At 63.2% G+C, this 20,978-nt stretch carries 23 protein-coding genes; 9 read left to right on the top strand and 14 right to left on the bottom strand.

The annotated features are described in order from the left end of the window. Positions 1–133: 133 nt before the first annotated feature. Positions 134–742, bottom strand: a complete 609-nt coding sequence (locus ACR0CU_RS09175; RefSeq protein ID WP_170446841.1) for a GIY-YIG nuclease family protein — start codon at positions 740–742, stop codon at positions 134–136. A 106-nt stretch (positions 743–848) separates the two neighbouring features. Continuing rightward, on the bottom strand, positions 849–2,648 hold the full coding sequence (gene lepA, locus ACR0CU_RS09180) for a translation elongation factor 4 (RefSeq protein WP_170446843.1): 1,800 nt from the start codon (positions 2,646–2,648) through the stop codon (positions 849–851). A gap of 345 nt (positions 2,649–2,993) precedes the next feature. Between lepA and ACR0CU_RS09185 the strand changes: the two genes are divergently transcribed. Further along, complete coding sequence (locus tag ACR0CU_RS09185; RefSeq protein WP_093962696.1) at positions 2,994–3,305, top strand: hypothetical protein; 312 nt, start codon at positions 2,994–2,996, stop codon at positions 3,303–3,305. Positions 3,306–3,372: 67 nt separating this feature from the next. Next, positions 3,373–4,335, top strand: a complete 963-nt coding sequence (locus ACR0CU_RS09190) for a LysR family transcriptional regulator (RefSeq protein WP_170362997.1) — start codon at positions 3,373–3,375, stop codon at positions 4,333–4,335. Here ACR0CU_RS09190 and ACR0CU_RS09195 read toward each other — a convergent pair. After that, the gene (locus tag ACR0CU_RS09195; protein WP_170446845.1) at positions 4,332–4,775 is read right to left on the bottom strand and encodes a low molecular weight protein-tyrosine-phosphatase; all 444 of its coding nucleotides are present in this window, start codon (positions 4,773–4,775) and stop codon (positions 4,332–4,334) included. The two genes, ACR0CU_RS09190 and ACR0CU_RS09195, sit on opposite strands and share 4 nt — an antisense overlap. 27 nt (positions 4,776–4,802) lie before the next feature. On the opposite strand from ACR0CU_RS09195, the gene ACR0CU_RS09200 reads away from it, so the two are divergent. Together ACR0CU_RS09200 and ACR0CU_RS09205 are read left to right on the top strand one after the other, a co-directional pair. Continuing rightward, positions 4,803–5,498, top strand: coding sequence for an NAD-dependent deacylase (locus ACR0CU_RS09200; RefSeq protein WP_170446847.1), 696 nt, complete (start codon positions 4,803–4,805; stop codon positions 5,496–5,498). Positions 5,499–5,550: 52 nt separating this feature from the next. After that, positions 5,551–6,159 (top strand): HdeD family acid-resistance protein, encoded by a 609-nt coding sequence (locus ACR0CU_RS09205; protein ID WP_170446849.1) that lies wholly within the window; start codon positions 5,551–5,553, stop codon positions 6,157–6,159. 101 nt (positions 6,160–6,260) lie between these two features. Here the strand turns inward: ACR0CU_RS09205 and ACR0CU_RS09210 are convergent, their stop codons facing one another. Both ACR0CU_RS09210 and ACR0CU_RS09215 read right to left on the bottom strand, forming a co-directional pair. Then, positions 6,261–6,734 (bottom strand): copper chaperone PCu(A)C, encoded by a 474-nt coding sequence (locus ACR0CU_RS09210; RefSeq protein WP_170446851.1) that lies wholly within the window; start codon positions 6,732–6,734, stop codon positions 6,261–6,263. 43 nt (positions 6,735–6,777) lie between these two features. Further along, positions 6,778–7,128 carry a hypothetical protein gene (locus tag ACR0CU_RS09215; protein ID WP_170338018.1) on the bottom strand — a complete coding sequence of 117 codons (351 nt, stop codon included), beginning with the start codon at positions 7,126–7,128 and terminating at the stop codon, positions 6,778–6,780. Positions 7,129–7,583: 455 nt separating this feature from the next. Here ACR0CU_RS09215 and ACR0CU_RS09220 point away from each other — a divergent pair, with 455 nt between their 5' ends. Then, the gene (locus ACR0CU_RS09220) at positions 7,584–8,069 is read left to right on the top strand and encodes a GNAT family N-acetyltransferase (RefSeq protein WP_170446853.1); all 486 of its coding nucleotides are present in this window, start codon (positions 7,584–7,586) and stop codon (positions 8,067–8,069) included. A gap of 69 nt (positions 8,070–8,138) precedes the next feature. Here the strand turns inward: ACR0CU_RS09220 and rpmB are convergent, their stop codons facing one another. The 3 genes from rpmB to meaB all read right to left on the bottom strand — a co-directional run bounded on the left by rpmB (position 8,139) and on the right by meaB (position 10,868). Next, on the bottom strand, positions 8,139–8,426 hold the full coding sequence (rpmB, locus tag ACR0CU_RS09225) for a 50S ribosomal protein L28 (RefSeq protein ID WP_039532366.1): 288 nt from the start codon (positions 8,424–8,426) through the stop codon (positions 8,139–8,141). A 171-nt stretch (positions 8,427–8,597) separates the two neighbouring features. Further along, positions 8,598–9,734: a Hint domain-containing protein gene (locus ACR0CU_RS09230; RefSeq protein WP_480642877.1), complete on the bottom strand. Its 1,137-nt coding sequence runs from the start codon at positions 9,732–9,734 to the stop codon at positions 8,598–8,600. A gap of 156 nt (positions 9,735–9,890) precedes the next feature. Further along, complete coding sequence (gene meaB / locus ACR0CU_RS09235) at positions 9,891–10,868, bottom strand: methylmalonyl Co-A mutase-associated GTPase MeaB (protein WP_170370853.1); 978 nt, start codon at positions 10,866–10,868, stop codon at positions 9,891–9,893. Between the two features lie 126 nt (positions 10,869–10,994). Between meaB and hrpB the strand changes: the two genes are divergently transcribed. Continuing rightward, the gene (hrpB, locus tag ACR0CU_RS09240) at positions 10,995–13,445 is read left to right on the top strand and encodes an ATP-dependent helicase HrpB (protein WP_480642879.1); all 2,451 of its coding nucleotides are present in this window, start codon (positions 10,995–10,997) and stop codon (positions 13,443–13,445) included. Positions 13,446–13,515: 70 nt separating this feature from the next. Continuing rightward, the gene (locus tag ACR0CU_RS09245; protein WP_170446859.1) at positions 13,516–13,971 is read left to right on the top strand and encodes an NUDIX hydrolase; all 456 of its coding nucleotides are present in this window, start codon (positions 13,516–13,518) and stop codon (positions 13,969–13,971) included. On the opposite strand, the gene ACR0CU_RS09250 is transcribed toward ACR0CU_RS09245, so the two are convergent. The 3 genes from ACR0CU_RS09250 to ACR0CU_RS09260 form a co-directional block, all read right to left on the bottom strand. Then, on the bottom strand, positions 13,968–14,963 hold the full coding sequence (locus ACR0CU_RS09250; protein ID WP_170446860.1) for a 2-dehydropantoate 2-reductase: 996 nt from the start codon (positions 14,961–14,963) through the stop codon (positions 13,968–13,970). The genes ACR0CU_RS09245 and ACR0CU_RS09250 overlap by 4 nt on opposite strands. A 78-nt stretch (positions 14,964–15,041) precedes the next feature. After that, positions 15,042–16,004, bottom strand: coding sequence for a pirin family protein (locus tag ACR0CU_RS09255; protein WP_170390614.1), 963 nt, complete (start codon positions 16,002–16,004; stop codon positions 15,042–15,044). Between the two features lie 102 nt (positions 16,005–16,106). Continuing rightward, positions 16,107–16,949: a phytanoyl-CoA dioxygenase family protein gene (locus ACR0CU_RS09260; protein WP_170446862.1), complete on the bottom strand. Its 843-nt coding sequence runs from the start codon at positions 16,947–16,949 to the stop codon at positions 16,107–16,109. 205 nt (positions 16,950–17,154) lie between these two features. Between ACR0CU_RS09260 and ACR0CU_RS09265 the strand changes: the two genes are divergently transcribed. Then, positions 17,155–17,643, top strand: coding sequence for a twin-arginine translocation pathway signal (locus ACR0CU_RS09265; protein WP_480642882.1), 489 nt, complete (start codon positions 17,155–17,157; stop codon positions 17,641–17,643). 5 nt (positions 17,644–17,648) lie between these two features. After that, complete coding sequence (locus ACR0CU_RS09270; protein WP_170446866.1) at positions 17,649–18,254, top strand: ferric reductase-like transmembrane domain-containing protein; 606 nt, start codon at positions 17,649–17,651, stop codon at positions 18,252–18,254. Positions 18,255–18,268: 14 nt separating this feature from the next. Here the strand turns inward: ACR0CU_RS09270 and ACR0CU_RS09275 are convergent, their stop codons facing one another. From ACR0CU_RS09275 to ACR0CU_RS09285, 3 genes are all read right to left on the bottom strand, one after another. Beyond that, on the bottom strand, positions 18,269–18,613 hold the full coding sequence (locus ACR0CU_RS09275; protein WP_170358265.1) for a 5-carboxymethyl-2-hydroxymuconate Delta-isomerase: 345 nt from the start codon (positions 18,611–18,613) through the stop codon (positions 18,269–18,271). A 57-nt stretch (positions 18,614–18,670) separates the two neighbouring features. Beyond that, positions 18,671–19,597 (bottom strand): ornithine carbamoyltransferase, encoded by a 927-nt coding sequence (gene argF / locus ACR0CU_RS09280; protein ID WP_170446868.1) that lies wholly within the window; start codon positions 19,595–19,597, stop codon positions 18,671–18,673. A gap of 67 nt (positions 19,598–19,664) precedes the next feature. Further along, positions 19,665–20,852, bottom strand: coding sequence for an acetylornithine transaminase (locus ACR0CU_RS09285; RefSeq protein WP_480642885.1), 1,188 nt, complete (start codon positions 20,850–20,852; stop codon positions 19,665–19,667). Positions 20,853–20,978: the final 126 nt, after the last annotated feature.

Below are 20,978 nucleotides of genomic sequence, written 5' to 3' on the forward strand. Positions count from 1 at the left end.
CCGTTACGTGCCGTCCGTTTTGCCGGAGGCAAACCTTCGGTTTGACAAGTATGGGTCATGCCGGAGACTTGAACCTAGGTTAAAGCAGGCCGACGGCGCCGCCGGTCGTAAACAACACCATTAGGGCAACAAGTTATTCCGTTGGGTAATAGGATTGTGAGGGTGGTCCGTAGGTCCGGTCATAGCGAGCCTGAATCAACTCTCCGTCTTTGTGAAAAGCGCCTGAGGCAGGCAGCTCAGGAAAACGCCGACGAATAATAATTCGTGCTTGGCTTAGAGACATTAATTCACCGCGGTAGCTGACCGTTCTGCCGTCAACAATGGTGACAAACTCGCCGGTTTCACCAGCGAAAAACTTGTCGCCGACAGAGTACCCCATTTCCAACCAATTTTGGACTGGGCGCCGAAATGCGGCCTCGTTTGCCAATTCAAGCTTCTTCTGTACCTCATGCGTTATGTCGCGCAGGCCAAAAGATCTCAGAACCTCAATCGCTCTTTCTGCCGAAATTTTGAAAAACTCTCTTGATGGATTTACGCGAACACTCGAAAATTTGGCATGCATCTTGGATTCGATTTCGATCGCGTGCCCGACCTCCCATGCCGCCTCACATTGAAAAGGTTCCGGGACACCAGTAGAGAACAGTTCTGCCATTCGCGAAATCGGGTCGTCTCTTCGAGTCAGGCCAATTTTCACCAAACCTGGCATTGACGGGTTTGTCAGCACATAGACAATTTCTGCCATATTGAACCTACGGTTTAAATCGCGATTTTCCTTCAACCGTGCCAGCTTGATACAGTAGATTTCGGGTCAATAGCAGCCTCGCGGTGTGGCCATGCACATGGCTGGATCAAGAATCCATCTTCAAAGCTGAAATAAACGCCTCCTGCGGGATGTCGACCTTCCCGAACTGGCGCATCTTCTTCTTGCCGGCCTTCTGCTTGTCCAGCAGCTTCCGTTTCCGCGTGGCGTCGCCACCGTAACACTTCGCGGTCACGTCCTTGCGTAAGGCGCTCAGGGTCTCACGCGCGATGACCTTGCCGCCGATGGCCGCCTGGATCGGGATCTTGAACATGTGGCGCGGGATCAGCTCTTTCAGCTTTTCGCACATGGCGCGGCCGCGGGTCTCGGCGCGGTCGCGGTGGACCATGACCGACAGCGCGTCCACCGGCTCGTCATTCACAAGGATCGACATCTTGACCAAGCTGTCCTCGCGGTAGCCGGTCATCTGGTAGTCGAAGCTGGCATAGCCCTTGGTCACCGATTTCAGGCGGTCGTAGAAGTCGAAGACGACCTCGTTCAGCGGCAGGTCATAGACGACCATCGCGCGGCTGCCCGCATAGGTCAGGTCCATCTGGATGCCGCGGCGGTCCTGGCAGAGTTTCAGCACGTCGCCCAGGTATTCGTCGGGCACAAGGATTGTGGCCTTGATGCGCGGTTCTTCGAGGTGGTCGACCTTGGACATGTCGGGCATGTCGGCGGGGTTGTGCAGTTCGATCATCTCGCCGTCTTTCATGTAGACGTGATAGATCACCGACGGCGCGGTGGTGATGAGCTCGATATCGTATTCGCGTTCGATGCGGTCGCGGATGACCTCGAGGTGCAGCAGGCCGAGAAAGCCGCAGCGGAAGCCGAAGCCGAGCGCGGCCGAGGTTTCCATCTCGTAGGAGAAGCTGGCGTCGTTCAGGGCCAGTTTCTCGATCGCGTCGCGCAGGTCTTCGAACTCGGCGCTGTCCACGGGGAAGAGGCCACAGAACACCACCGGCTGCGCGGGTTTGAACCCCGGCAGAGCGGTTTCGGCACCGTTGCGGTCATTGGTGATGGTGTCGCCCACACGGGTGTCGCGCACCTGCTTGATGGACGCCGTGAGGAAGCCGATCTCGCCCGGGCCGAGTTGGTCGACCATCTGCATCTCGGGGCGGAACACGCCCACGCGGTCGACATGGTGCAGGGTGCCGTTCGACATGAACTTGACCCGCATGCCCTTTTTCAGAACGCCGTCCATGATACGGACCAGAACGATCACGCCTAGATAGGCGTCGTACCAGCTGTCCACCAGCATCGCCTTGAGCGGCGCGTCCAGGTTGCCCTTGGGCGCGGGCAGATGGTTCACGATCGCCTCGAGCGTCTCATGGATCCCCTCGCCCGTCTTGGCCGAGACGCGGATGGCGTCGGTGGCGTCGATGCCGATCACGTCCTCGATCTGTTCGGCCACGCGGTCGCAATCGCTGGCCGGCAGGTCGATCTTGTTCAGCACCGGCACGATCTCGTGGTCGGCGTCGATGGCCTGATAGACGTTGGCCAGCGTCTGCGCCTCGACCCCTTGTGTTGAGTCCACCACCAGCAGCGAGCCTTCGACCGCGCGCATGGACCGCGAGACTTCATAGGCAAAGTCCACGTGGCCGGGGGTGTCGATCAGGTTCAGCACGTACTGCTCGCCATTGTCGGCGGTATAGTCGATGCGGACCGTGTTGGCCTTGATGGTGATCCCGCGTTCGCGCTCGATATCCATGCTGTCGAGCAGCTGTTCCTTCATGTCGCGATCCTGCACCGTCCCGGTCTCTTGGATGAGCCGGTCGGCAAGGGTGGATTTGCCATGGTCGATATGCGCGACGATGGAGAAATTGCGGATATGAGCGAGGTCTGTCATAGCGTCGGGATATGGTTCGAAATCGGGCGCTGGTCAAGGTGAGACAGCACGGCGAACACCCCATATTTCAGCCCGATGAAGCTACGACGCTGCGGTTGGCTTCGTTCCAAGCCCTCAGCTGCATCCAGGCGACCGTACGTATACAGAACTAGGCCGTGCTGCACCGTCCAAAACGGGGTTCGAAGGTCATGCCACGGCCGACCATAGCGCCAACCGCGGCACTTTCGACTCAGGTACGGAGTTTCTGAAAGCAAATTGTTGAACGGCAGGAAAACTTGGACGATACTGCGCCGCAAGCCGAGAGGGACGCAAGACTCCTCCGGGCAGGCAAAACGAGGCATGAGCATGAAACAGTTCCTCATTATCGCGCTATGCGCCACGTCGCTGACCACTTTGGCCCCGGCCATGACCGAAGCGGCGCAGATCAAACGTGCATGTTTGGCGTCCGACCGTTCGGCGGCGACACGCGACAGGTGCAAGTGCATCCAGCGGGTGGCAGATCAGGCTTTGACCAACAAAGACCAGAAAACCGTGGCCAAGTGGTTCACCGACCCGCATCAAGCCCAAGAGCTGAAGATGTCGAAATCCGCCCGCGATGACGCGCTGTGGGAGCGGTATCAGAACTTTGGCCGCATGGCGCAGGCGATCTGCAGCTGACGCTGACCGCGATCCTTGACCTGACCCGCCCTGCGCCTCAGTAATGGCGCAGTGAAAGGGAAATCATATGGTGACGAAAGGGTTGACCCTGCGCGGTCTCGAAGTGTTCGAGGCCTTGGCGCGGACCGGTTCGGTGGCACAGGCTGCCGAGATTACCGGACTCAGCCAGCCATCGGTCAGCCAGCAGTTGCGCAATCTCGAGAATGCTCTGGGCACGGACCTGGTGGATCACGGGCGCAGACCCATGCGCCTGACCCAAGCCGGGCGCAGCTTTCTGGCGCGGGCCGAATCCGTACTGGCCGAGTTGCAGATGGCCCAAAGCGAGCTGTCGGTCATGGACCTGGGTCATCTGAGCACGCTTTCGATCGGCCTGATCGACGATTTCGACAATGACCTGACCCCGCGTCTTGCCACATTGCTGGCCGACAGCCTGACCCGTTCCAAGTTCAAACTCATAACTCTCCCCAGCCTCGAAATCTTTGAGGCGCTGGCTTCGCAACGCCTGCATCTGGCGGTTTCGGCCCATAGCGGCGAGGTGCTTGAAGGCGTGGTGGAGTACCCTTTGGTGCAGGATCCTTTCATTCTGGTCGCGCCGAAGGGCGGTGTGCCCAATGGGGGCGTAGAGGCTGCTTTGCAGACCCTGCCCTTTCTGCGCTATGCGCGGGAACAGTTGATCAGCCGGCAAATCGAAAGCCACCTGGCGCGGCAACAGCTGCAGTTCGAAGAGCGGTTCGAGATCGGGTCGCACTTGGCCCTGATGGCCATGGTGGCGCGCGGCCTTGGCTGGGCAATCACCACGCCGTTGGGATACATGCGGGCAGCCCGCTTCCACGAAGGCATGGATGTCTACCCGGCTCCGTTCGGAGAGTTCTCGCGCACTATTTCCCTGTTCACTCGGTCTGACTGGTCAGATCAGGTTCCGCGCGAAGTCGCGGGCATGACGCGCCGTTTGATGCAAAGCCAGATGATCGAACCAGCCCTTTCCCGCCTGCCCTGGTTATCCGGTCAGTTGAAGGTGATCGGCGGCTAGCCGTCCAGATATGCCACCAACCCATCCACGGCGGCTTCGATGAGGTCCAGCGCCCCGTCGAAATCGCGGGTATAGTAGGGGTCGGGCACATGATCAGCGCCGGTGTGGGGCGCAAATCCGGTCAGCAAGCGTACGGGTGTAGGATTGTCGGCCGGGCGCAAAGCCTCGATCTTGGCGATATTTTCGCTGTCCATACCGATGATCAGGTCAAACCTGTCGAAATCGGACACCGCAAACTGGCGCGCGCGCAGATCGCTCAGCTCCAGCCCTCGGTTGCGAGCCGCGTGTTGCATCGGCGCATAGGGTGGATCCCCGACATGCCAGTCGGACGTTCCGGCACTGTCGCAGGCATGATGAGGCGCCCTGACACGGAAAACACCTTCGGCAGCAGGGGACCGGCAGATGTTGCCGAGGCAGACAAACAGGATACGCTGTGACATGGCTCGGGTTTAGCGTGTGGAGGGCGAATGGAAAAGATCGTGATTTTGACCGGAGCCGGGATTTCGGCGGAAAGCGGTTTGGGCACCTTTCGCGATGAAGGCGGATTGTGGGCCCAGCACCGGATCGAAGACGTGGCGACACCCGAAGGTTTTGCCCGAAACCCTGCCCTTGTTCATGGCTTCTACAACGCGCGCCGGGTGCAGGCGGGTGGCGCCGACCCAAATGCAGCCCACACAGCACTGGCCCGGCTTCAGCGCGAATGGCCGGGAGAAGTGGTGATCGTAACGCAGAACGTGGACAGCCTGCACGAAGCCGGAGGTGCGACCGGGGTTATCCACATGCACGGCATCCTGTCCGGCGCGCTTTGCACCTCTTGCGGGCATCGCTGGACTGCGCCAGCGGAAATGTCCGTGGGCGAACAGTGCCCCGCCTGCCGCGAGGCAACCGCCCGACCCGACATAGTGTGGTTCGGCGAAATGCCTTACCACATGGATCAGATTTACGACCATCTGGCACAGGCCGGGATATTCGCCGCCATCGGAACCTCCGGCCAAGTCTACCCGGCTGCGGCCTTCGTGCACGAAGCCATAGCTGCGGGCGCACGTACGGTCGAATTGAACCTCGAGCCTTCGGTTGGTGCATCCAGTTTCGACCAGACGCTGCTTGGCCCCGCCACCCAGATCGTGCCACGCTGGGTCGATGACTTGCTGGGCCGCAGGTGACTCGGGTCATTCCGCTGGTCTAAGCTAAAGGAACCTGAACCAGGAGAAACAGATGACCGAGCCTGAAGCCCCCCGTGGCGAAATCGTTGACGACGAAGGCATCGACAGCCGCGAAGCGCTGGGCGACACCCTTGCGGATCTGTGGTGGACGTTCCTGCTGCGCGGATTGCTTGCGGGGGCGGTTGGCATTGCCGCGCTGTTCTGGCCAACCGGCAGCATCGCACTGCTGCTGCAGCTGGTAGGGGTGCTGCTGATCCTCGATGGCGGTCTGACCTTTCTTGGCTTCGGTCGGCGCGGACTGATCGGAGGCGCGGGTATCGGGGCGGTCTTGATTGGGCTGGTCCTTTTGATCTGGCCGGAAGGCACAGCTCGTCTGACGTTCTTCCTGCTGGGCGCTTGGGCGCTGATCATCGGGATCGGCTCGCTGATTTCGCTGGGCCAGATGCATCAGCTGGACCCCGAACGCGCGACCGTTCGGAACTCGGGCATCGTGGCCCTTATCATCGGGCTGGTGCTGATCTTCTGGCCCGGAAGCGGCGTCGTCGCACTGGGCTGGGCAATCGCGGTCTCCGCCTTGGCCTTTGCCGGCGTCATGCTGTTCATGGCCGCACGTTTCAAACGGGCCGGAGAACGGGTTTCGATGCGCGTGGTCAACAAGTGAAGAACAACGCTGATCGGCAGTTGAAACGCGAACAGGCCGGGGCTTGACCCGGCCTGGCGCATGGATGACGGCCGCATCGCGGCCCGAAGACAGGCGTGCTGTCAGTTCGAGTGCTTCATATGCCCGTGGCCGTCTTTCCGTTCCAGGTCCACGGGAATCTCGACAACGACCTCACCGGCCTGCTCAAAAACCAAAGTGACGGGTATGGTTGCGCCCTGCTCAAACGGCTGCTTGAGCCCCATGAACATCACATGGTCCCCGCCCCGCTGCAGCATATGCGCCTCGCCGGCGGGGATCGCAAAACCCTCCTCGACTTCCATCATCTTGGCCACGCCGTTGTCGTCAATCTTGTGCGTATGCAGCTCGACCCGTGCAGCGATATCTGATTTGACAGCGACGAGTTGATCATCGGTGTCGCCTGAATTGCGGATCATCATGAAGGCCGCACCAGCCTTGGCATTGACCCCCGAGGATCGGGCGTAGGCATCCTCAACCGAGATCACACTTTCCGCATGGGCGGCGGTGGACATGATTGCAGCGACGAAAATAGCGGGCAGGAATGATTTGAAGGGCATCTCGCCTCTCCTTTTTAACTGTCTGATTGTGTTGCGAAGGGTCTCAGACAGGGGCCGGCGGCGCGCGCGCCGGTCGCTGCGGGATCGGAGCCGCAACAAGGTTGTCGGAATGCAGCGGAATGTCAGACTGTGCCCGCTCGGGCCCTTTCGGTGCAGGCGACGGGGCATCCAGAACCGCACCCAGCAAGTTGAGCGCATAGTCGGGACAGAAATGAGGTGGTTTGGTGGGCTGGCCGTGCTCGTCCATATAGACAACCACAGGACCGTTCCCGGTGCAAAGCACCATTTGACCGACCGCCGCATTCAATCCCCGTGACGCCGCAAAACTCTGGCCTGTCAGAACCAGCATCAGCGACAGTAGCAACGGCAACACGAGGCGATAGGATCGGGTCATCTTGGCAGACGTTTAGGCCCGATCGGAAACGGACTTCAAGTGCCTTCGTGAACGCTGAGACAGTTTGGCGCGAACCAAGAAAAAGGGCCGGCCTGACTGGCCGGCCCCTGAATTTGTCTTGATCGAGACCTTCAAAGAATTCCGCGATCATCCGGACCGGTGTTGAGACCGGTATGCAGCCGGTTCACCCGCCGCTGCATCCGCGCACAGCTGGAAAATGAGCCAACCAGAAGAGTCGAAAGGAAGGAAATAATAATTGAAGTATTCGCAGACATTACCACACTCCGCCGTAGAATAACCGCATACATAAAACAGATTCAAAACCCTGTATGTGAACAATGTCACGTAGTCGCGTCCTTCTGCCTTCCGCACCGACACTACGTGCGACACCAGTCCAACGGCAAAGTGATCGGGACGGTCTGGTTTGGGCGGAAATTCAGGCGTAGATCGTGGTCATGCCACGCAAAGCGCACACAGAAATCCAGTTCCTCAGGCTGCCGCAGATTGAGCCGGCTGAAATCGCACGGCACATGTCTGATCCCCGCGTCGCTCGGCATCTGCCTTTACTGACGGGGCCCTGGGACATCGCGATGGCGCGGGCCTTCATTGACGCAAAAGAGGCCTGCTGGGAACGCGACGGGCTTGGGCACTGGGCGATCACGTCCGGCGGTTGCTATGTCGGCTGGGGCGGGTTCCAGCGTGAAGGCAATGAATGGGATTTCGGTTTGGTCCTGACGCCGGATGCCTTCGGTCTGGGCACGCGCATCACCCGCGAGGCCATCGCATTCGCCCGAGCCGATGAACGTATTCCCCATGTCACTTTTCTGCTTCCACCGTCCCGCCGCAATCTCTCTGCGCTACAGCGTATCGGCGCGCATTATGTCGGTCCGGTGACCTATTCCGGCGCGCAGTTCCTGAAATACAGGCTTGAGACAGGTTGAGGACCCACAGACAAACGAAAAGCCCCTGCACCAACGGGTACAGGGGCCACGAAACAGTCTTTGGGAAAATCAGGCCGAGGCTTGCGCCTTGGCGATTTCCTTTTTCACTTTCAGCGCGTTGGCGGACAGCTCTTCGTCCTTGGCTTTTGCCAGGAACGCGTCCAGACCACCACGGTGATCGACCGAGCGCAGCGCGGCGGCCGAGATGCGCAGCTTGACGCCACGACCCAAGGTTTCCGACTGCAGGGTCACGTCGTTAAGGTTGGGCAGAAAACGACGACGAGTTCTGTTTTTGGCGTGGCTGACATTGTTGCCAGTCATCGGGCCTTTTCCGGTCAGTTCGCAACGGCGCGACATGGTTTCTTCCTTTGTTTCTGGAGGCCGGGCATTAATCCGCAGCCAAATCACAAGGGGCACAACCCGAAGTCGCGCCCGAAAACTGGTTGGATGCGTTTAGTGGGAATCGCCGGAAGGGTCAAGACAGCAGCTGCGAAATCTTTCCTTGTCAATAAATGGTCCTGAAACGGCTCAGACATCAACAAGCAAAGGCCTGTGATTTTTGAGGTGACGAGCAATCAGACGGGCCTGTTGTTGGCTTATCGGGATCAACCTAGCGGGTTCGGATTCGTGGTTCTCATCAGCCAGTTCCGGAAAAATCGCAAGGATTTCAGTCCTTGCCGCGGGTCCCAGAGATTTCAGCGCCTCTGGGCCGGTATACAGGCTTTCGGTCGGCGCGGATTCGGCAAACAGGATCTCGTGCCGGTCGAACAGCAGATGGAAATACTCAATGCTGTCGACCGTGCAATCTACGAATATCCCCGGCAGCGCCGTCAGCTTGATCGCGGGAATCAGAACTTGATACTGGCCGAACATGCGTTGCGCGATGCGAGAACCGACCATCATGCGGTGCTGGCGGGAAACCAACAGGTCCCGCGTGGGCAGCCCCGCTCCCAAAGCCCCGGCGCAAATACGAACGGGGCGCAGTTTCGGATTGGCCCTCAGATCAACCGCATCAAACCTGCGCCGACCGATCCAGCGGATGGATTGGTTGCCGCTCTCGACCGTACAGATCAGGTCACCGGTGCGCAGGTCTTGCACCTGTACCGGGCCGCGGTCAGTCAGAATGCTCGTGCCAGCGGTAAAGCAGGGAACGCCGGATCCATTTTCAAATGCGGAATAGGTGACTGTAATACCCGACGGCAGGGTGAAACTGCCGCTGGTCAACGAATAGCTGGTGCCGGCAGACACGGTAAATGTCCCGAATGAGCTGTCGTTGACCACGGTTCCTGCGGGCAGGTTCAGCGTGTCGGTACCACTGCCACCGCGCACGTCGCCGGACACGCTGGTGCTGCGGAAGTTCAGAACATCATTTCCACCGCCCAGACGGATATTACCAATGACCGAGCCTTGCAGCGTGACCGTGTCGTCGTCTGATCCGGCTCTTACCTGACCGCCGATCGTGCTGCCGATCACCGTGATCGTATCGATCCCGGCATTTCCACGGACACTGCCAGAGATGGTACTGTTGGTGACAGTGATGATGTCGTTGCCGCCGCGCGCGCGGATATCATCAATTGGCGTACCCTGAGGGGTGCCGTTCAGCGTACCGTTGTCATTGGTGACATCGATATCGTCATCGCCGTTTGTCCCAAAGATATCGGGCATAAGAGGCGGGTCCTGTTTCTCCGCTTGGTCACGTCCAGCCAGCTGCGCTCCGGTTTTTCTATGTGCTGGGCACCACAACCAAGGATTTCACCTGCACTCAGGCTACAGAACTCTTGGGCGTTGCGCCAAGTTTTCCTGTCCGCGCGGGCAATGGTGTTACCCGGATGCAAGAGTCCGCAACATCCGCTCGGCCGCCACCGAGGGGCTGAGCCGCCCAGAACCGACCTCGGCGCCCAGCCGGTCCATCTCGGATCGGGCCTGCGGGGTCTCCAGCTTGGCGAGCAGCGCGTGACGCACCTCCTGGTCGAACCAGTAGCGGGCCTGCTCGGCGCGATTGGCGTCCCAATGGCCATTCTGTTTGCGCCAATCGGCCAAGGCCTGCATTTCGGCCCAGGCCTGGTCCAGGCCGTGTTCCTCGACCGCTGAAACGGTCATCGCCTTGGGAAAGCCCTCGGGGTCCTGCGGGCGTTTGCGCAGCAGGCGCAGCGCCCCGGCATAGTCGGCGCAGGTGCGGGTGGCCGTCGCTTTCAGGTCGCCGTCGGCCTTGTTCACAAGGATCATGTCGGCCATCTCCATGATGCCGCGCTTGACGCCCTGCAATTCATCCCCGCCGGCCGGGGCCAGCAGCAGCAGGAAAAGGTCGGACATTTCCGACACCACGGTCTCCGACTGGCCCACGCCCACCGTTTCGATCAGCACCACGTCGAACCCGGCCGCCTCGCACAGGGCGATGGCCTCGCGCGTGCGGCGGGCGACGCCGCCCAGATGGCTCTGGCTGGGTGAGGGGCGGATGAAGGCGTTCGGCTCGCGGCTGAGGCGTTCCATCCGGGTCTTGTCGCCCAGGATCGAGCCGCCCGACCGGGCCGAGCTGGGATCGACCGCCAGAACCGCCACCCGCAGCCCCTGCCCGATCAGCATCATGCCGAAGCTTTCAATGAAGGTGGATTTGCCCACCCCCGGCGTTCCCGACAACCCGATGCGCAGCGCCTGCCGCCCGGCACCCGACAGCGCCTCGAGCAGCTGCGCCGTCTGGGCGCGGTGATCGGCGCGGGTGCTTTCGACAAGGGTGATCGCGCGGGCCAGCGCCCGGCGGTCGCCCTTGAGGATCCTGTCGGCAAGCTCGGCTGTAGTCATGGGCGCGGTCCTTCGTCGAAATCTGCCCTAGATGACGGGGATGGGCCGGGTTTGTCCAGTACCGCCGGGCACGGGATTTGACGCAGGCGTTCTGGACCTTGGCCGAGGCTTTGGCGATAAGGCGGCATGACCCGTCTACCGATCGACGATGCCCTGCCCGACCTGATCGCCGCGCTGCGCACACGCGGCCGCGCGGTGCTGCAGGCCCCGCCCGGCGCCGGCAAGACCACGCGCGTGCCTCTGGCGATGCGCGACGCCGGCCTGTGCGACGGGCGGATCGTGATGCTGGAACCGCGGCGGCTGGCCGCCCGCGCCGCTGCCGAACGCATGGCCGAGACACTGGGCGAACGCGCGGGCCAGACCGTCGGCTATCGCGTGCGGGGCGAGACGAAAGTGTCGAATGCCACCCGGATCGAGGTGGTGACCGAAGGCATCCTGACCCGGATGCTGCAGTCCGAGCCCGATCTGCCCGGTGTTGGGGCGGTGATCTTCGACGAATTCCACGAACGATCTTTGAACGCCGATCTGGGGCTGGCCCTGTGCCTAGAGGTCGCCGGTGCGCTGCGCGACGACCTGATCCTGCTGGCGATGTCGGCCACGCTGGATGCCGATCCGGTGGCGCGGTTGATGGACGCGCCGCTGGTGACATCCGAGGGGCGCAGTTTTCCGGTTCAGACCCGCTGGCTGGACCGCCCGCTTGGCCTCCAGACGCGGCGGCTGGATGCGTTGGTCGATCTGGTGGTGCAGGCCGAGCGCGAGACCCGCGCCACCGGCGGCGGTATTCTGGTGTTTCTGCCGGGCGAGGGCGAAATCCGCCGGGCCGAGGCCGCGCTAGCCGGGCGGCTGCCCGGCGATTGCGCGATCCGGCTGTTGTTCGGCGCCATGCCCTTTGCCGCCCAGCGCGCCGCCCTTGCGCCGGCCGAGACCGGGCGCAAGGTGGTGTTGGCCACCTCGATCGCCGAGACCTCGCTGACCATTCCGGACATCCAGGTGGTGGTGGACATGGGCCAGGCCCGCCGCGCGCGGTTCGATCCGGGCTCGGGCATGTCGCGGCTGGTGACCGAGCGCGTCACCCGCGCCGAGGCGACCCAGCGCGCGGGCCGCGCGGGCCGTGTGGCCGAAGGGCTGTGCTATCGCCTATGGTCGAAGGGTGAGGAAGGCGCCCTGCCCGCCTTTCCACCCGCCGAAATCGAAGCCGCCGACCTGACCGGCCTTGCGCTGGAACTGGCCCTGTGGGGGGCCGAGCCGCAGGATCTGGCCTTTCTGACACCCCCGCCCGAGGGGGCGCTGGCCGAGGCGCGCGCGCTGCTGCGGATGCTGGGCGCTCTGGACGGCAAGGGCCGGATCACCAAACATGGCCGCGCATTGGCTGGCCTGCCGCTGCATCCGCGGCTGGGGCACATGCTGGTCACGGCCGGCGCGCAGGCCGCCCCGCTTGCCGCCCTGATGGCAGAGCGCGACCCGTTGAAGGGCGCACCGGTGGACCTGTCGCTGCGGCTCGAGGCGCTGCGCGATCCGCGCGCCTATCAGCGCAACCGGGTTTGGCCCGCCAATCCCGGCGTTCTGGACCGGATCCGGTCCGAGGCGAAACGGCTACGCGGCCAGATCAAGACCGATGGCGACCCGCTGAGCCCGGCGGCGATGGCCGCGTTGGCCTATCCCGACCGGGTCGGACAGCGGCGAAAGGGCGACGCGCCGCGCTATGTGCTGTCGGGCGGCAAGGGTGTGGTGATGGACCCCGGCGACCCGCTGGCCGCGGCCCCGTATCTGGTGGCCATCGACACGGACGGCAACCCGCGCGAGGCCCGTCTGCGCATGGCCGCGCAGATCTCAGAGGCCGAGATACGCACGTTGTTCGCCGACCAGATCGAATGGGTCGAGACCTGCGCTTGGTCAAAACGGGACCGTCGGGTGGTGGCCCGGCGGCAAGAACGGTTCGGCGCACTGGTGCTGGATGACCGCATCTGGAAGGACGTGCCCGACGAGTCCGTGGCCCGCGCGATGCTGGACGGCGTGCGCGATCTGGGCCTGCGGCTGGAGGGCAAGGCCGCGCGACTGGCCGCGCGGGTTGAGCTGGTGCGGGCGGCGGGCGTCGACCTGCCGGACTTTTCGGAAAACGGGCTGATGGACACGCTTGAGGACTGGCTGCTGCCGATGCTGACCGGCGTTCGCACCGCTGAGGATTGGAAGCGGTTCGACCTGCTGCCCGCCCTTCAGGCGCGGCTGAGTTGGGACCAGATGCAGGAACTGGACCGCCGCGCGCCCCCGGCCTTCGTCACGCCGCTGGGGCGCAAGGTTCCGATCGACTATGGCAAGGCGGTGCCCGAGATCGCGGTTCGCCTGCAGGAGATGTTCGGGGTCACCCAGCACCCTATCGTGGGCGGCGAGCCGCTGAAGATCACCCTGCTGTCCCCTGCGCAACGCCCGATCCAGATCACCCGCGACTTGCCGGGGTTCTGGGCCGGGTCCTATGCCGATGTACGCAAGGACATGCGCGCGCAATACCCGAAGCACCCCTGGCCCGAGGACCCGACCCAGGCCGACCCGACCCTGCGGGCCAAACGCAGGGGTGCTTGAATACCGTCTGTCAGATTGATATCTCTCGCCGTCTGGAAGGCAGAACAACAAAAAACGGCAGGCACCCGCAATGACATGGCTGCACAAATTCTGGGAGGGGGTCTTGAAACCCCTGTTTCAGCGTCCGCGCCTCGTGCAGTTCGCGGCGTTGTGTACCCGTGGCGATGGCCCCGATACGCAGGTGCTGCTGGTTACCAGCCTCGACACCGGGCGGTGGATCATCCCCAAAGGCTGGCCGATTGACGGGCTGAACGGGGCCGAGGCGGCAGCACAGGAGGCTTGGGAAGAGGCCGGCGTGCGCAACGCCGAGGTCGATCCAGAGCCGGTCGGCAGCTACTGCTACGGCAAGGTCCGAAAAAGCGGCGCGATCGATCCGGTTTGCACCACGGTCTATCGGCTGCGGATCACCGAACTGGCCGATGAATTTCCCGAAATGCACGAACGCTCCCGCGAGTGGGTCTCGCCGCAAGAGGCGTCCGAACGGGTCCATGAACCAGAGCTGAAAAAGCTGCTGTTGCGGATCTAACCGCCGGCACTGCTCCGCCCTGCCCGGATCTGATCCGGGGTCAGCGGACCGGTCTCGCCCTGCGTGATCAGCGCTGCCACCCGGTCGCAGATCGGGGTCGGCGTGCCGGTTTCGCGGCCCAGGCGAATGATCTCGCCCTGCAGGCTGTCGATTTCGGTCGGACGACCGGCATCCAGATCATAGGCCATCGAGGTGCGCGCGGCGGGGTCGATCGTCAGCATCCGCGCCGCGATGCGCGAAAACAGCGGCGTGGGCAGGCGCAGGACATGCGGCGTCATCCAGGCCGGCAGCGGCGTGGTCGAGGCCACGGGGCGCCCGGAGGCGGCCAGAACCGCCAGCGCCTCCGCCATCTGATCGGCCATCAGACGGCGCCAGTCGCGGTTCAATAGCTGTTCGCGCAGGGTCAGGCCCGACAGCGCGTTCAGCGCATTATTGAGGTTGATGACCAGCTTGCCCCATTGCACCGCCTCGATCTCGTCGGTTTCGGTGACGGGCAGATCGGGCGAGGACAGGCGGCGGGCCAGCGCGCCGGGGCCGGACTGGATCACGATGTCGCCGGATGTCGCGCGATGCCAGGTGGCCGGACCGGCAGGCACCACGTTGAACGGCACCATCCCGGCGCGCACGTCCCGCCCGGGCAGCGCGGTGCGTAGGGTGCGGGCGTTTTCCATCCCGTTCTGCCACGAAATGACCAGGGCCGCGGCCGGGGCGTGCGCGGCGATCAGGCGGGCCATCTCGGCGGTGGCGCCGGTTTTTACCGTGACCAGAACCAGATCGGCGTCGGACAGGCAGGCAGGGTCATCGGACAGGGTCAGACGGTCGGCGGGGATCGTTTTGCGCAGGCCCGAATAGTCGGTCGCGGTCAGCCCATTCTGCCGGATCGGATCCAGCACCCGCGCCCGGCCCAGCAGCGTAACGTCATGCCCGGCATCGGCCAACAGCCCCCCGCAATAGCATCCGATGCTGCCCGCGCCCGCGATCACCAGTTTCATGCCGTCCCCTTCCCGTTTGCCGCCAAGGATCGCCGGGATCGCGCGGGCGGGCAAGCCGGACGGGCGCTGACGTGACGTTCAGCGCGCGCGCCGGGGTTTGGTGCGTTCCAGTTCCGGGGTGATCGGAATGAACTCGTCTTCGTCCCCTGGCGGCAGGTGGAAGGCACCGTTGGCCCAATCGGCGGATTTCCATTCGCGGATCGCCGTTTCGATCTTGTCCTTCGAAGACGAGACGAAGTTCCACCAGATATACCGATCCTCATTCATCGTGGCCCCGCCCAGCAGCATCAGCCGCGCCCCCGCCGGCCCGGCAGTCACCGACAGGCGGTCACCCGGGCGGAAGACCATCATGCGGCCTTCCTCGAACCGGTCACCCGCGATCTCGACCGAGCCCTGGGTGACGTAGACGCCCCGATCCTCATGATCGTCGGGCAGCGGGAAGGCGGCGCCGGGGTCCAGTTGCACGTCCAGATAGAAGGTTTCCGACAGCATCGTGACCGGGCTGGTTTCCCCATAGGCCGAGCCGAGGATCAGCCGGGCGCTGACACCGGCATCCTGGATATGCGGCAACGCGCCCTGCTTGTGATGTTCGAAATCGGGGGCCATGTCTTCGTGCGCTTCGGGCAGCGCGATCCAGGTCTGGATGCCGAACAGGCTGTGCCGCTTGGCGCGGGTTTCGGCGCTGGTGCGTTCGGAGTGGGTAACGCCGCGGCCCGCGACCATCCAGTTGACCTCGCCGGGATAGATCATCTGATGGGTGCCAAGGCTGTCGCGATGTTCAAACTCGCCCTGGTACAGGTAGGTGACCGTGCCCAGCCCGATATGCGGATGCGGGCGTACGTCGATGCCGCCATCGGTGATGAACTCGGCCGGTCCCATCTGATCGAAGAAGATAAAGGGCCCCACCAACTGACGCTTGACCGAGGGCAGCGCGCGGCGCACCTCGAACCCGCCCAGATCGCGGGCGCGCGGGATGATCAGGGTCTCCAGCGCCGAACCTTCGCTGACGCATTCGGGGCTGTGGGTGGGGTTCCAGCTCATGTCGGTCTCCAATCCGGTGCGGCGGGATGTTCACCCTTGCCAATCTAGCGCAAAATACCAGCGGACAAAGTGCATCTACGCACAGACAAGCTGCGCCCCGGATCAGTCCTGTGCGCGGGGCCAGAGTTGCGGAAAAAACGGGCCGGCGATCCGGTCGCCCTCGGCATAGCCGGCGGCCTCAAACTGCGCCCGCTCCTCCTTGGCCCAATCGCCGCGATAACGGATCACCCCGTCCGGCCCGGTCATGCGCAGGGTGAAGCGGCGCACGGTTTCAGTGGGCGTGACCGAGGACAGCCCCCCGTGCAGCGTGCGCATGTCGAAATAGATACAATCGCCCAGATCCAGGTCCCATTGCAGCAGGTCATAAGCGCCGGGATCGGCATTCACGTCCGGTGGCGGGTGATAGGTGCGGCCTGCAACCTGCGTGGGTTCATAGCTGGGGTGCCCGTCGGCGAAACGCACCCGCATGAACAGCTTGTCCCACAGGTGCGAGCCGCGCACGAAGGCGATCCCGTTGTCCTTGCTGACCGGTTCAAGCGGCAGCCACAGCACGCACATCGAGCCTTCGAAATCGAAATAGGACAGGTCCTGATGGAATGGCGGGCGCGAGGTCGATCCGGCCTCGCGCAGGAACCAGTTGTCCATCACCAGATTGATCGGCACGGCGCCCAGCAACTCGGACGCGATTGACGCACAGGGCGAGTTGCGGACGAATTCCTCGAACTGGGGGATCTTGCTCCAGGCCCAGTAATCCTCGAGATAGGCGGGCGCGGCCGGGTCCTTGGTGTGGCGGGTGAAGTTCTCGGTCGGGGTCTGCAGATCGGCATCGATGCCCGCGCGCAGCAACTCCAGCCAGTCCGCGCTGAATTTCTGGCGCAGCACCACAGCGCCATCGCGGCGGAATGCATCGATTTCATCCTTGGTCAGCAGGTTGGCATCTGTCATCGGCTTCCCCCTTGGTGACTCAAGGAAAAGGATCGCACCCGAATGGCGCAGGCGTCAAAGATTATTGCCGTCTCGGTCCATTCCACGCGCTTTTGTCTGCAGGTCGGCCGGATTTTGCCCGGAACGCTCGGAATGAGTCATGATCGTGCTATTCTTCCACTGTGGCGGTTGGAACAGCTGCCGGGTCAGCACAGGAGAGGTTTCGATGCCCGGAGATTCACTGAACCGAAGAACCATGCTGGTGGCCGGCACCGCTCTGGTCGCCACGGCCAGCAGCGGCCTCATCATGCCTGCGCGAGCCAGTGGGTTGGCGCCGACCCCGTCGATGCGGGGTGGATCGAACAATTATCGCCCGGGCGCGCCGGTCGTCGACCGGATCGGCGGCGGCGGTTTCTGGATGACCGGCACAGTACGGCGGGCCGGCGACGGCGCGCCCCTGCCCGGTCAGCGCATCCAGATCTGGGCGCATACCACAGAAGGCCACGAGCGCGACCCTCAGAGCCACGGTGCCACCCTGACCGATGCGAACGGAGAATTCCGGCTGGAGATGCCGCAGATCGTGCCGGCCTTTGGTCAGCCGCATGGACATCTGGCCTATGACAGCGGCGAATTCGAGACCGTCTTCCTGCGCCCGATCATGTCCAGTGCGCGCGACAAGACTCTCGCCGCGCATTTCGTTCTGCAACCGGTCTGAACCACGTGCCGCGCCCGGGCGTACTTGCGGTCTGGCTGGCGCTGATCGCGGCCATCGCGGTGCCTGTGGTGGTGGCGGGGTTCAGCCCGTATCTGGCCTGGCGCAGCTCGATCTATATCGCTGCGGGCTTTGCCGGAGTCATCGGCTTGGGATTGCTTCTGGTGCAGCCGCTGCTGGCTGCGCGCATGATGCCGGGGCTGACCGCGATGAACAGCCGAATGGTGCACCGCTGGGTCGGCATCGCCCTGATCGCCATGATTGCCCTGCATGTGGGCGGGTTGTGGATCACCAGCCCCCCGGACGTGGTGGATGCCATGCTGTTCCGGTCGCCTACCTCGTTCTCGGCCTGGGGCGTGGCGGCCATGTGGGCAGCGTTCGCCGCCGCGGCGCTGGCCGCGCTGCGCAGCCGGCTGGGATGGCGGTTCCGCCCTTGGCGGTTGGCCCATGCCAGTCTTGCGCTGGTGACCATTCTGGGCACGGTCGTTCATGCCCTGCTGATCGAGGGCACAATGGAAACCGTCACCAAGGCCGCATTGTGCGGACTTGTATTGTTCGCCTGCGTCGGGGCGTTGATCAGATTGCAGGTCTGGGACGTGAAACCGCGGGGTTAAGCGACGGGCGCACGTCAGGTCGCTAGGCGCTTGGCATAGGTGGCGCGGTTCATCTCTACATCCCGTACGGTAATGCTGCCGACCTTCGGCGCCGCGGCGGCCAGAACATCCAGAATGATCGCGTTCAGCTCGGCTCGCGTCCGTTCATCCCGTCCCTGCATCAGCAACAGTGAGGCATGGATGAAGGTCTGCGGCTCGGTCCCGATGAAGGAATACGGGATCGGCATCGCGCGAATTTTCAGCGTTGGTGCGTCAAACTCCTGATGCGCGGCGAGGACCGTATAGAGTTCTTCGCATATGGCTTGAAAATCATGCGATTGCTCAAGTCCGGCTGAAAATTCCAAGACGACGTGCGGCATGGGAGCCTCCGGGATTGAAAGAGAACCAGCGGCTCCCATTGAATGACTGAGGGGGCTTCAGACCCCCAAACACCAGCGCATTACCGCCTTCTGCGCATGCAGGCGGTTTTCGGCCTCGTCAAAGATCACCGAGTTCGACCCATCCATCACCTCGGAGGTCGCTTCCTCCTCGCGGTGGGCGGGCAGGCAGTGCATGAACAGGGCGTCGGGTTTGGCATGGGACATGAGCTCCGCGTTGACCTGATAGGGCCGCAGCAGGTTGTGGCGGCGCTCCTTGGCCGATTGCGAGTCGTGCATCGAAACCCAGGTGTCGGCCACGACAAGATCAGCGCCGTCGACGGCCTTGTACGGGTCGCGTTCGATCACGATCTTCGAGCCCTTCTGGCGGGCAAAGCCCATGAATTCTTCCTCGGGGTCGAACTGGGCGGGGCCGGTAAAGGTCAGGTCGAAACCGAACTGGCCCGCCGCGTGCAGGAACGAGGCGCAGACATTGTTGCCGTCACCCGTCCAGACCACCTTTTTCCCGGCGATGGGGCCGCGGTGTTCTTCATAGGTCAGCACGTCGGCCATGATCTGGCAGGGATGGGTGCGGTCGGTCAGGCCGTTGATCACCGGCACGTCCGAGTATTCGGCCATCTCGGTCAGGATGGTTTCGTCAAAGGTGCGGATCATGATCATGTCGACATAGCGCGACAGCACGCGGGCGGTGTCGGCGATGGTTTCGCCATGGCCCAGCTGCATGTCCTTGCCCGACAGCACCATGGTCTGCCCCCCCATCTGGCGCACGCCCACATCGAAGGACACGCGGGTCCGGGTCGAGGGTTTTTCGAAGATCAGCGCCACCATGCGGCCGGCCAGCGGCTGTTCATCGTCGGGTGCGGCCTTTGGGCGGCCCAACCGGGCCTGCTTCATCGCGCCGGCCTGGTCGATCATCGACCGCAGCGCGGCGGCGTCGGTTTTGTGGATATCAAGGAAATGGTTCATGTCGGTTCGCTTTTTCACTGTCGGTTGCCGGGGGCGCCGCCCCCGGCGCATTCGGGAATAGGGGGCGTCAGGCCGAGGCGAGTTGGCCTTGAACCTGCCGGGCGGTTTTCTCGAGGCGGATCTGGGCCTGGGCGATGTCGTCCTCGGTCAGGGTCAGCGGCGGCAGCAGGCGGATCACGTTGTCGGCCGCAGGCACGGTGATGACTTCGTTGTCATAGCCGGCCGCGACCACGTCGGTGTTGGGCGCCTTGCATTTCAGGCCCAGCATCAGGCCGGATCCGCGGACCTCCTCGAACACGTCGGGGTGATCGGCGACGATGCCCTCGAGCTTTTGGCGCAGCAGCCCCGCCTTGCGGTTGACACCGTCCAGGAAGGCCGGGGTCGCCACATGGTCCAGAACCGCGCAGCCCACCGCGCAGCCCAGAGGGTTGCCGCCATAGGTCGACCCATGGGTACCCGCGGTCATGCCGCTGGCGGCCGCTTCGGTGGCCAGCACCGCACCCAGAGGAAAGCCCCCGCCGATGCCCTTGGCCACCATCATGATGTCGGGCGTGATGCCCGCCCATTCATGGGCAAAGAGTTTCCCGGTACGGCCGACGCCGCATTGCACCTCGTCGAGGATCAGCAGCAGGCCGTTGTCGTCGCAGATCTGGCGCAGGGCCTTGAGCTCGACATCGGGCACGGGGCGGATGCCGCCCTCGCCCTGGATCGGCTCGATCATGATCGCGGCGGTCTTGTCGCTGATCGCGTTGGTCACGCCGTCCAGATCGCCGAAGGCGACATGCACGAACCCCGGCAGCAGCGGGCCGAACCCCTTGGTCATCTTCTCGGACCCGGCAGCGGCAATGCCCGCCGAAGAGCGCCCGTGGAAAGACCCCTCGAACGTGATGATCTCGACCTTTTCCGGCTGACCCTTGTCGTAGAAATGCTTGCGGGCCATCTTGACCGCCAGTTCGCAGGACTCGGTGCCCGAATTGGTGAAGAACACCGTGTCGGCAAAGGTCAGATCCACCAGCTTGTCGGCCAGCGCCTGCTGCTGCGGGATCTGGTACAGGTTCGACACGTGCCACAGCGCGTGCGCCTGGTCGGTCAGGGCATTGACCAGTGCCGGGTGGGCATGGCCCAGCGCATTCACCGCGATCCCCGCGCCCAGATCAAGGAAACGTCGGCCGTCCGCCTCGGTCAGCCAGGCGCTTTCGCCCTTCACGAAGGTCAGCGGAGCACGATTGTAGGTCGGCAGAACGGACGGGATCATCGGATCATCCTTTTTGGAAAACTTGAACCCAGTGACTGAAACACTGAGACCGGGTTCGTCAACAGATTTGGTGAGAGATGCGCGGATTTGGTTCGCGCGCGCAGGATCAAACGGGCCGGTTACGCA

This window comes from Ruegeria sp. BC2 (assembly GCF_056539245.1).

What these genes read in the sequence shown, in the direction of transcription:
- ACR0CU_RS09250 (WP_170446860.1), bottom strand. Translation starts at nt 14,963, where the DNA reads ATGAAACTGGTGATCGCGGGCGCGGGCAGCATCGGATGCTATTGCGGG.
- ACR0CU_RS09195 (WP_170446845.1), bottom strand. Translation starts at nt 4,775, where the DNA reads ATGTCACAGCGTATCCTGTTTGTCTGCCTCGGCAACATCTGCCGGTCC.
- ACR0CU_RS09260 (WP_170446862.1), bottom strand. Translation starts at nt 16,949, where the DNA reads ATGACAGATGCCAACCTGCTGACCAAGGATGAAATCGATGCATTCCGC.
- ACR0CU_RS09245 (WP_170446859.1), top strand. Translation starts at nt 13,516, where the DNA reads ATGACATGGCTGCACAAATTCTGGGAGGGGGTCTTGAAACCCCTGTTT.
- ACR0CU_RS09190 (WP_170362997.1), top strand. Translation starts at nt 3,373, where the DNA reads ATGGTGACGAAAGGGTTGACCCTGCGCGGTCTCGAAGTGTTCGAGGCC.
- ACR0CU_RS09200 (WP_170446847.1), top strand. Translation starts at nt 4,803, where the DNA reads ATGGAAAAGATCGTGATTTTGACCGGAGCCGGGATTTCGGCGGAAAGC.
- ACR0CU_RS09265 (WP_480642882.1), top strand. Translation starts at nt 17,155, where the DNA reads ATGCCCGGAGATTCACTGAACCGAAGAACCATGCTGGTGGCCGGCACC.
- ACR0CU_RS09205 (WP_170446849.1), top strand. Translation starts at nt 5,551, where the DNA reads ATGACCGAGCCTGAAGCCCCCCGTGGCGAAATCGTTGACGACGAAGGC.
- argF (WP_170446868.1), bottom strand. Translation starts at nt 19,597, where the DNA reads ATGAACCATTTCCTTGATATCCACAAAACCGACGCCGCCGCGCTGCGG.
- ACR0CU_RS09185 (WP_093962696.1), top strand. Translation starts at nt 2,994, where the DNA reads ATGAAACAGTTCCTCATTATCGCGCTATGCGCCACGTCGCTGACCACT.
- ACR0CU_RS09210 (WP_170446851.1), bottom strand. Translation starts at nt 6,734, where the DNA reads ATGCCCTTCAAATCATTCCTGCCCGCTATTTTCGTCGCTGCAATCATG.
- ACR0CU_RS09215 (WP_170338018.1), bottom strand. Translation starts at nt 7,128, where the DNA reads ATGACCCGATCCTATCGCCTCGTGTTGCCGTTGCTACTGTCGCTGATG.
- lepA (WP_170446843.1), bottom strand. Translation starts at nt 2,648, where the DNA reads ATGACAGACCTCGCTCATATCCGCAATTTCTCCATCGTCGCGCATATC.
- meaB (WP_170370853.1), bottom strand. Translation starts at nt 10,868, where the DNA reads ATGACTACAGCCGAGCTTGCCGACAGGATCCTCAAGGGCGACCGCCGG.
- ACR0CU_RS09255 (WP_170390614.1), bottom strand. Translation starts at nt 16,004, where the DNA reads ATGAGCTGGAACCCCACCCACAGCCCCGAATGCGTCAGCGAAGGTTCG.
- ACR0CU_RS09175 (WP_170446841.1), bottom strand. Translation starts at nt 742, where the DNA reads ATGGCAGAAATTGTCTATGTGCTGACAAACCCGTCAATGCCAGGTTTG.
- ACR0CU_RS09285 (WP_480642885.1), bottom strand. Translation starts at nt 20,852, where the DNA reads ATGATCCCGTCCGTTCTGCCGACCTACAATCGTGCTCCGCTGACCTTC.
- ACR0CU_RS09220 (WP_170446853.1), top strand. Translation starts at nt 7,584, where the DNA reads ATGCCACGCAAAGCGCACACAGAAATCCAGTTCCTCAGGCTGCCGCAG.
- ACR0CU_RS09275 (WP_170358265.1), bottom strand. Translation starts at nt 18,613, where the DNA reads ATGCCGCACGTCGTCTTGGAATTTTCAGCCGGACTTGAGCAATCGCAT.
- hrpB (WP_480642879.1), top strand. Translation starts at nt 10,995, where the DNA reads ATGACCCGTCTACCGATCGACGATGCCCTGCCCGACCTGATCGCCGCG.
- ACR0CU_RS09230 (WP_480642877.1), bottom strand. Translation starts at nt 9,734, where the DNA reads ATGCCCGATATCTTTGGGACAAACGGCGATGACGATATCGATGTCACC.
- rpmB (WP_039532366.1), bottom strand. Translation starts at nt 8,426, where the DNA reads ATGTCGCGCCGTTGCGAACTGACCGGAAAAGGCCCGATGACTGGCAAC.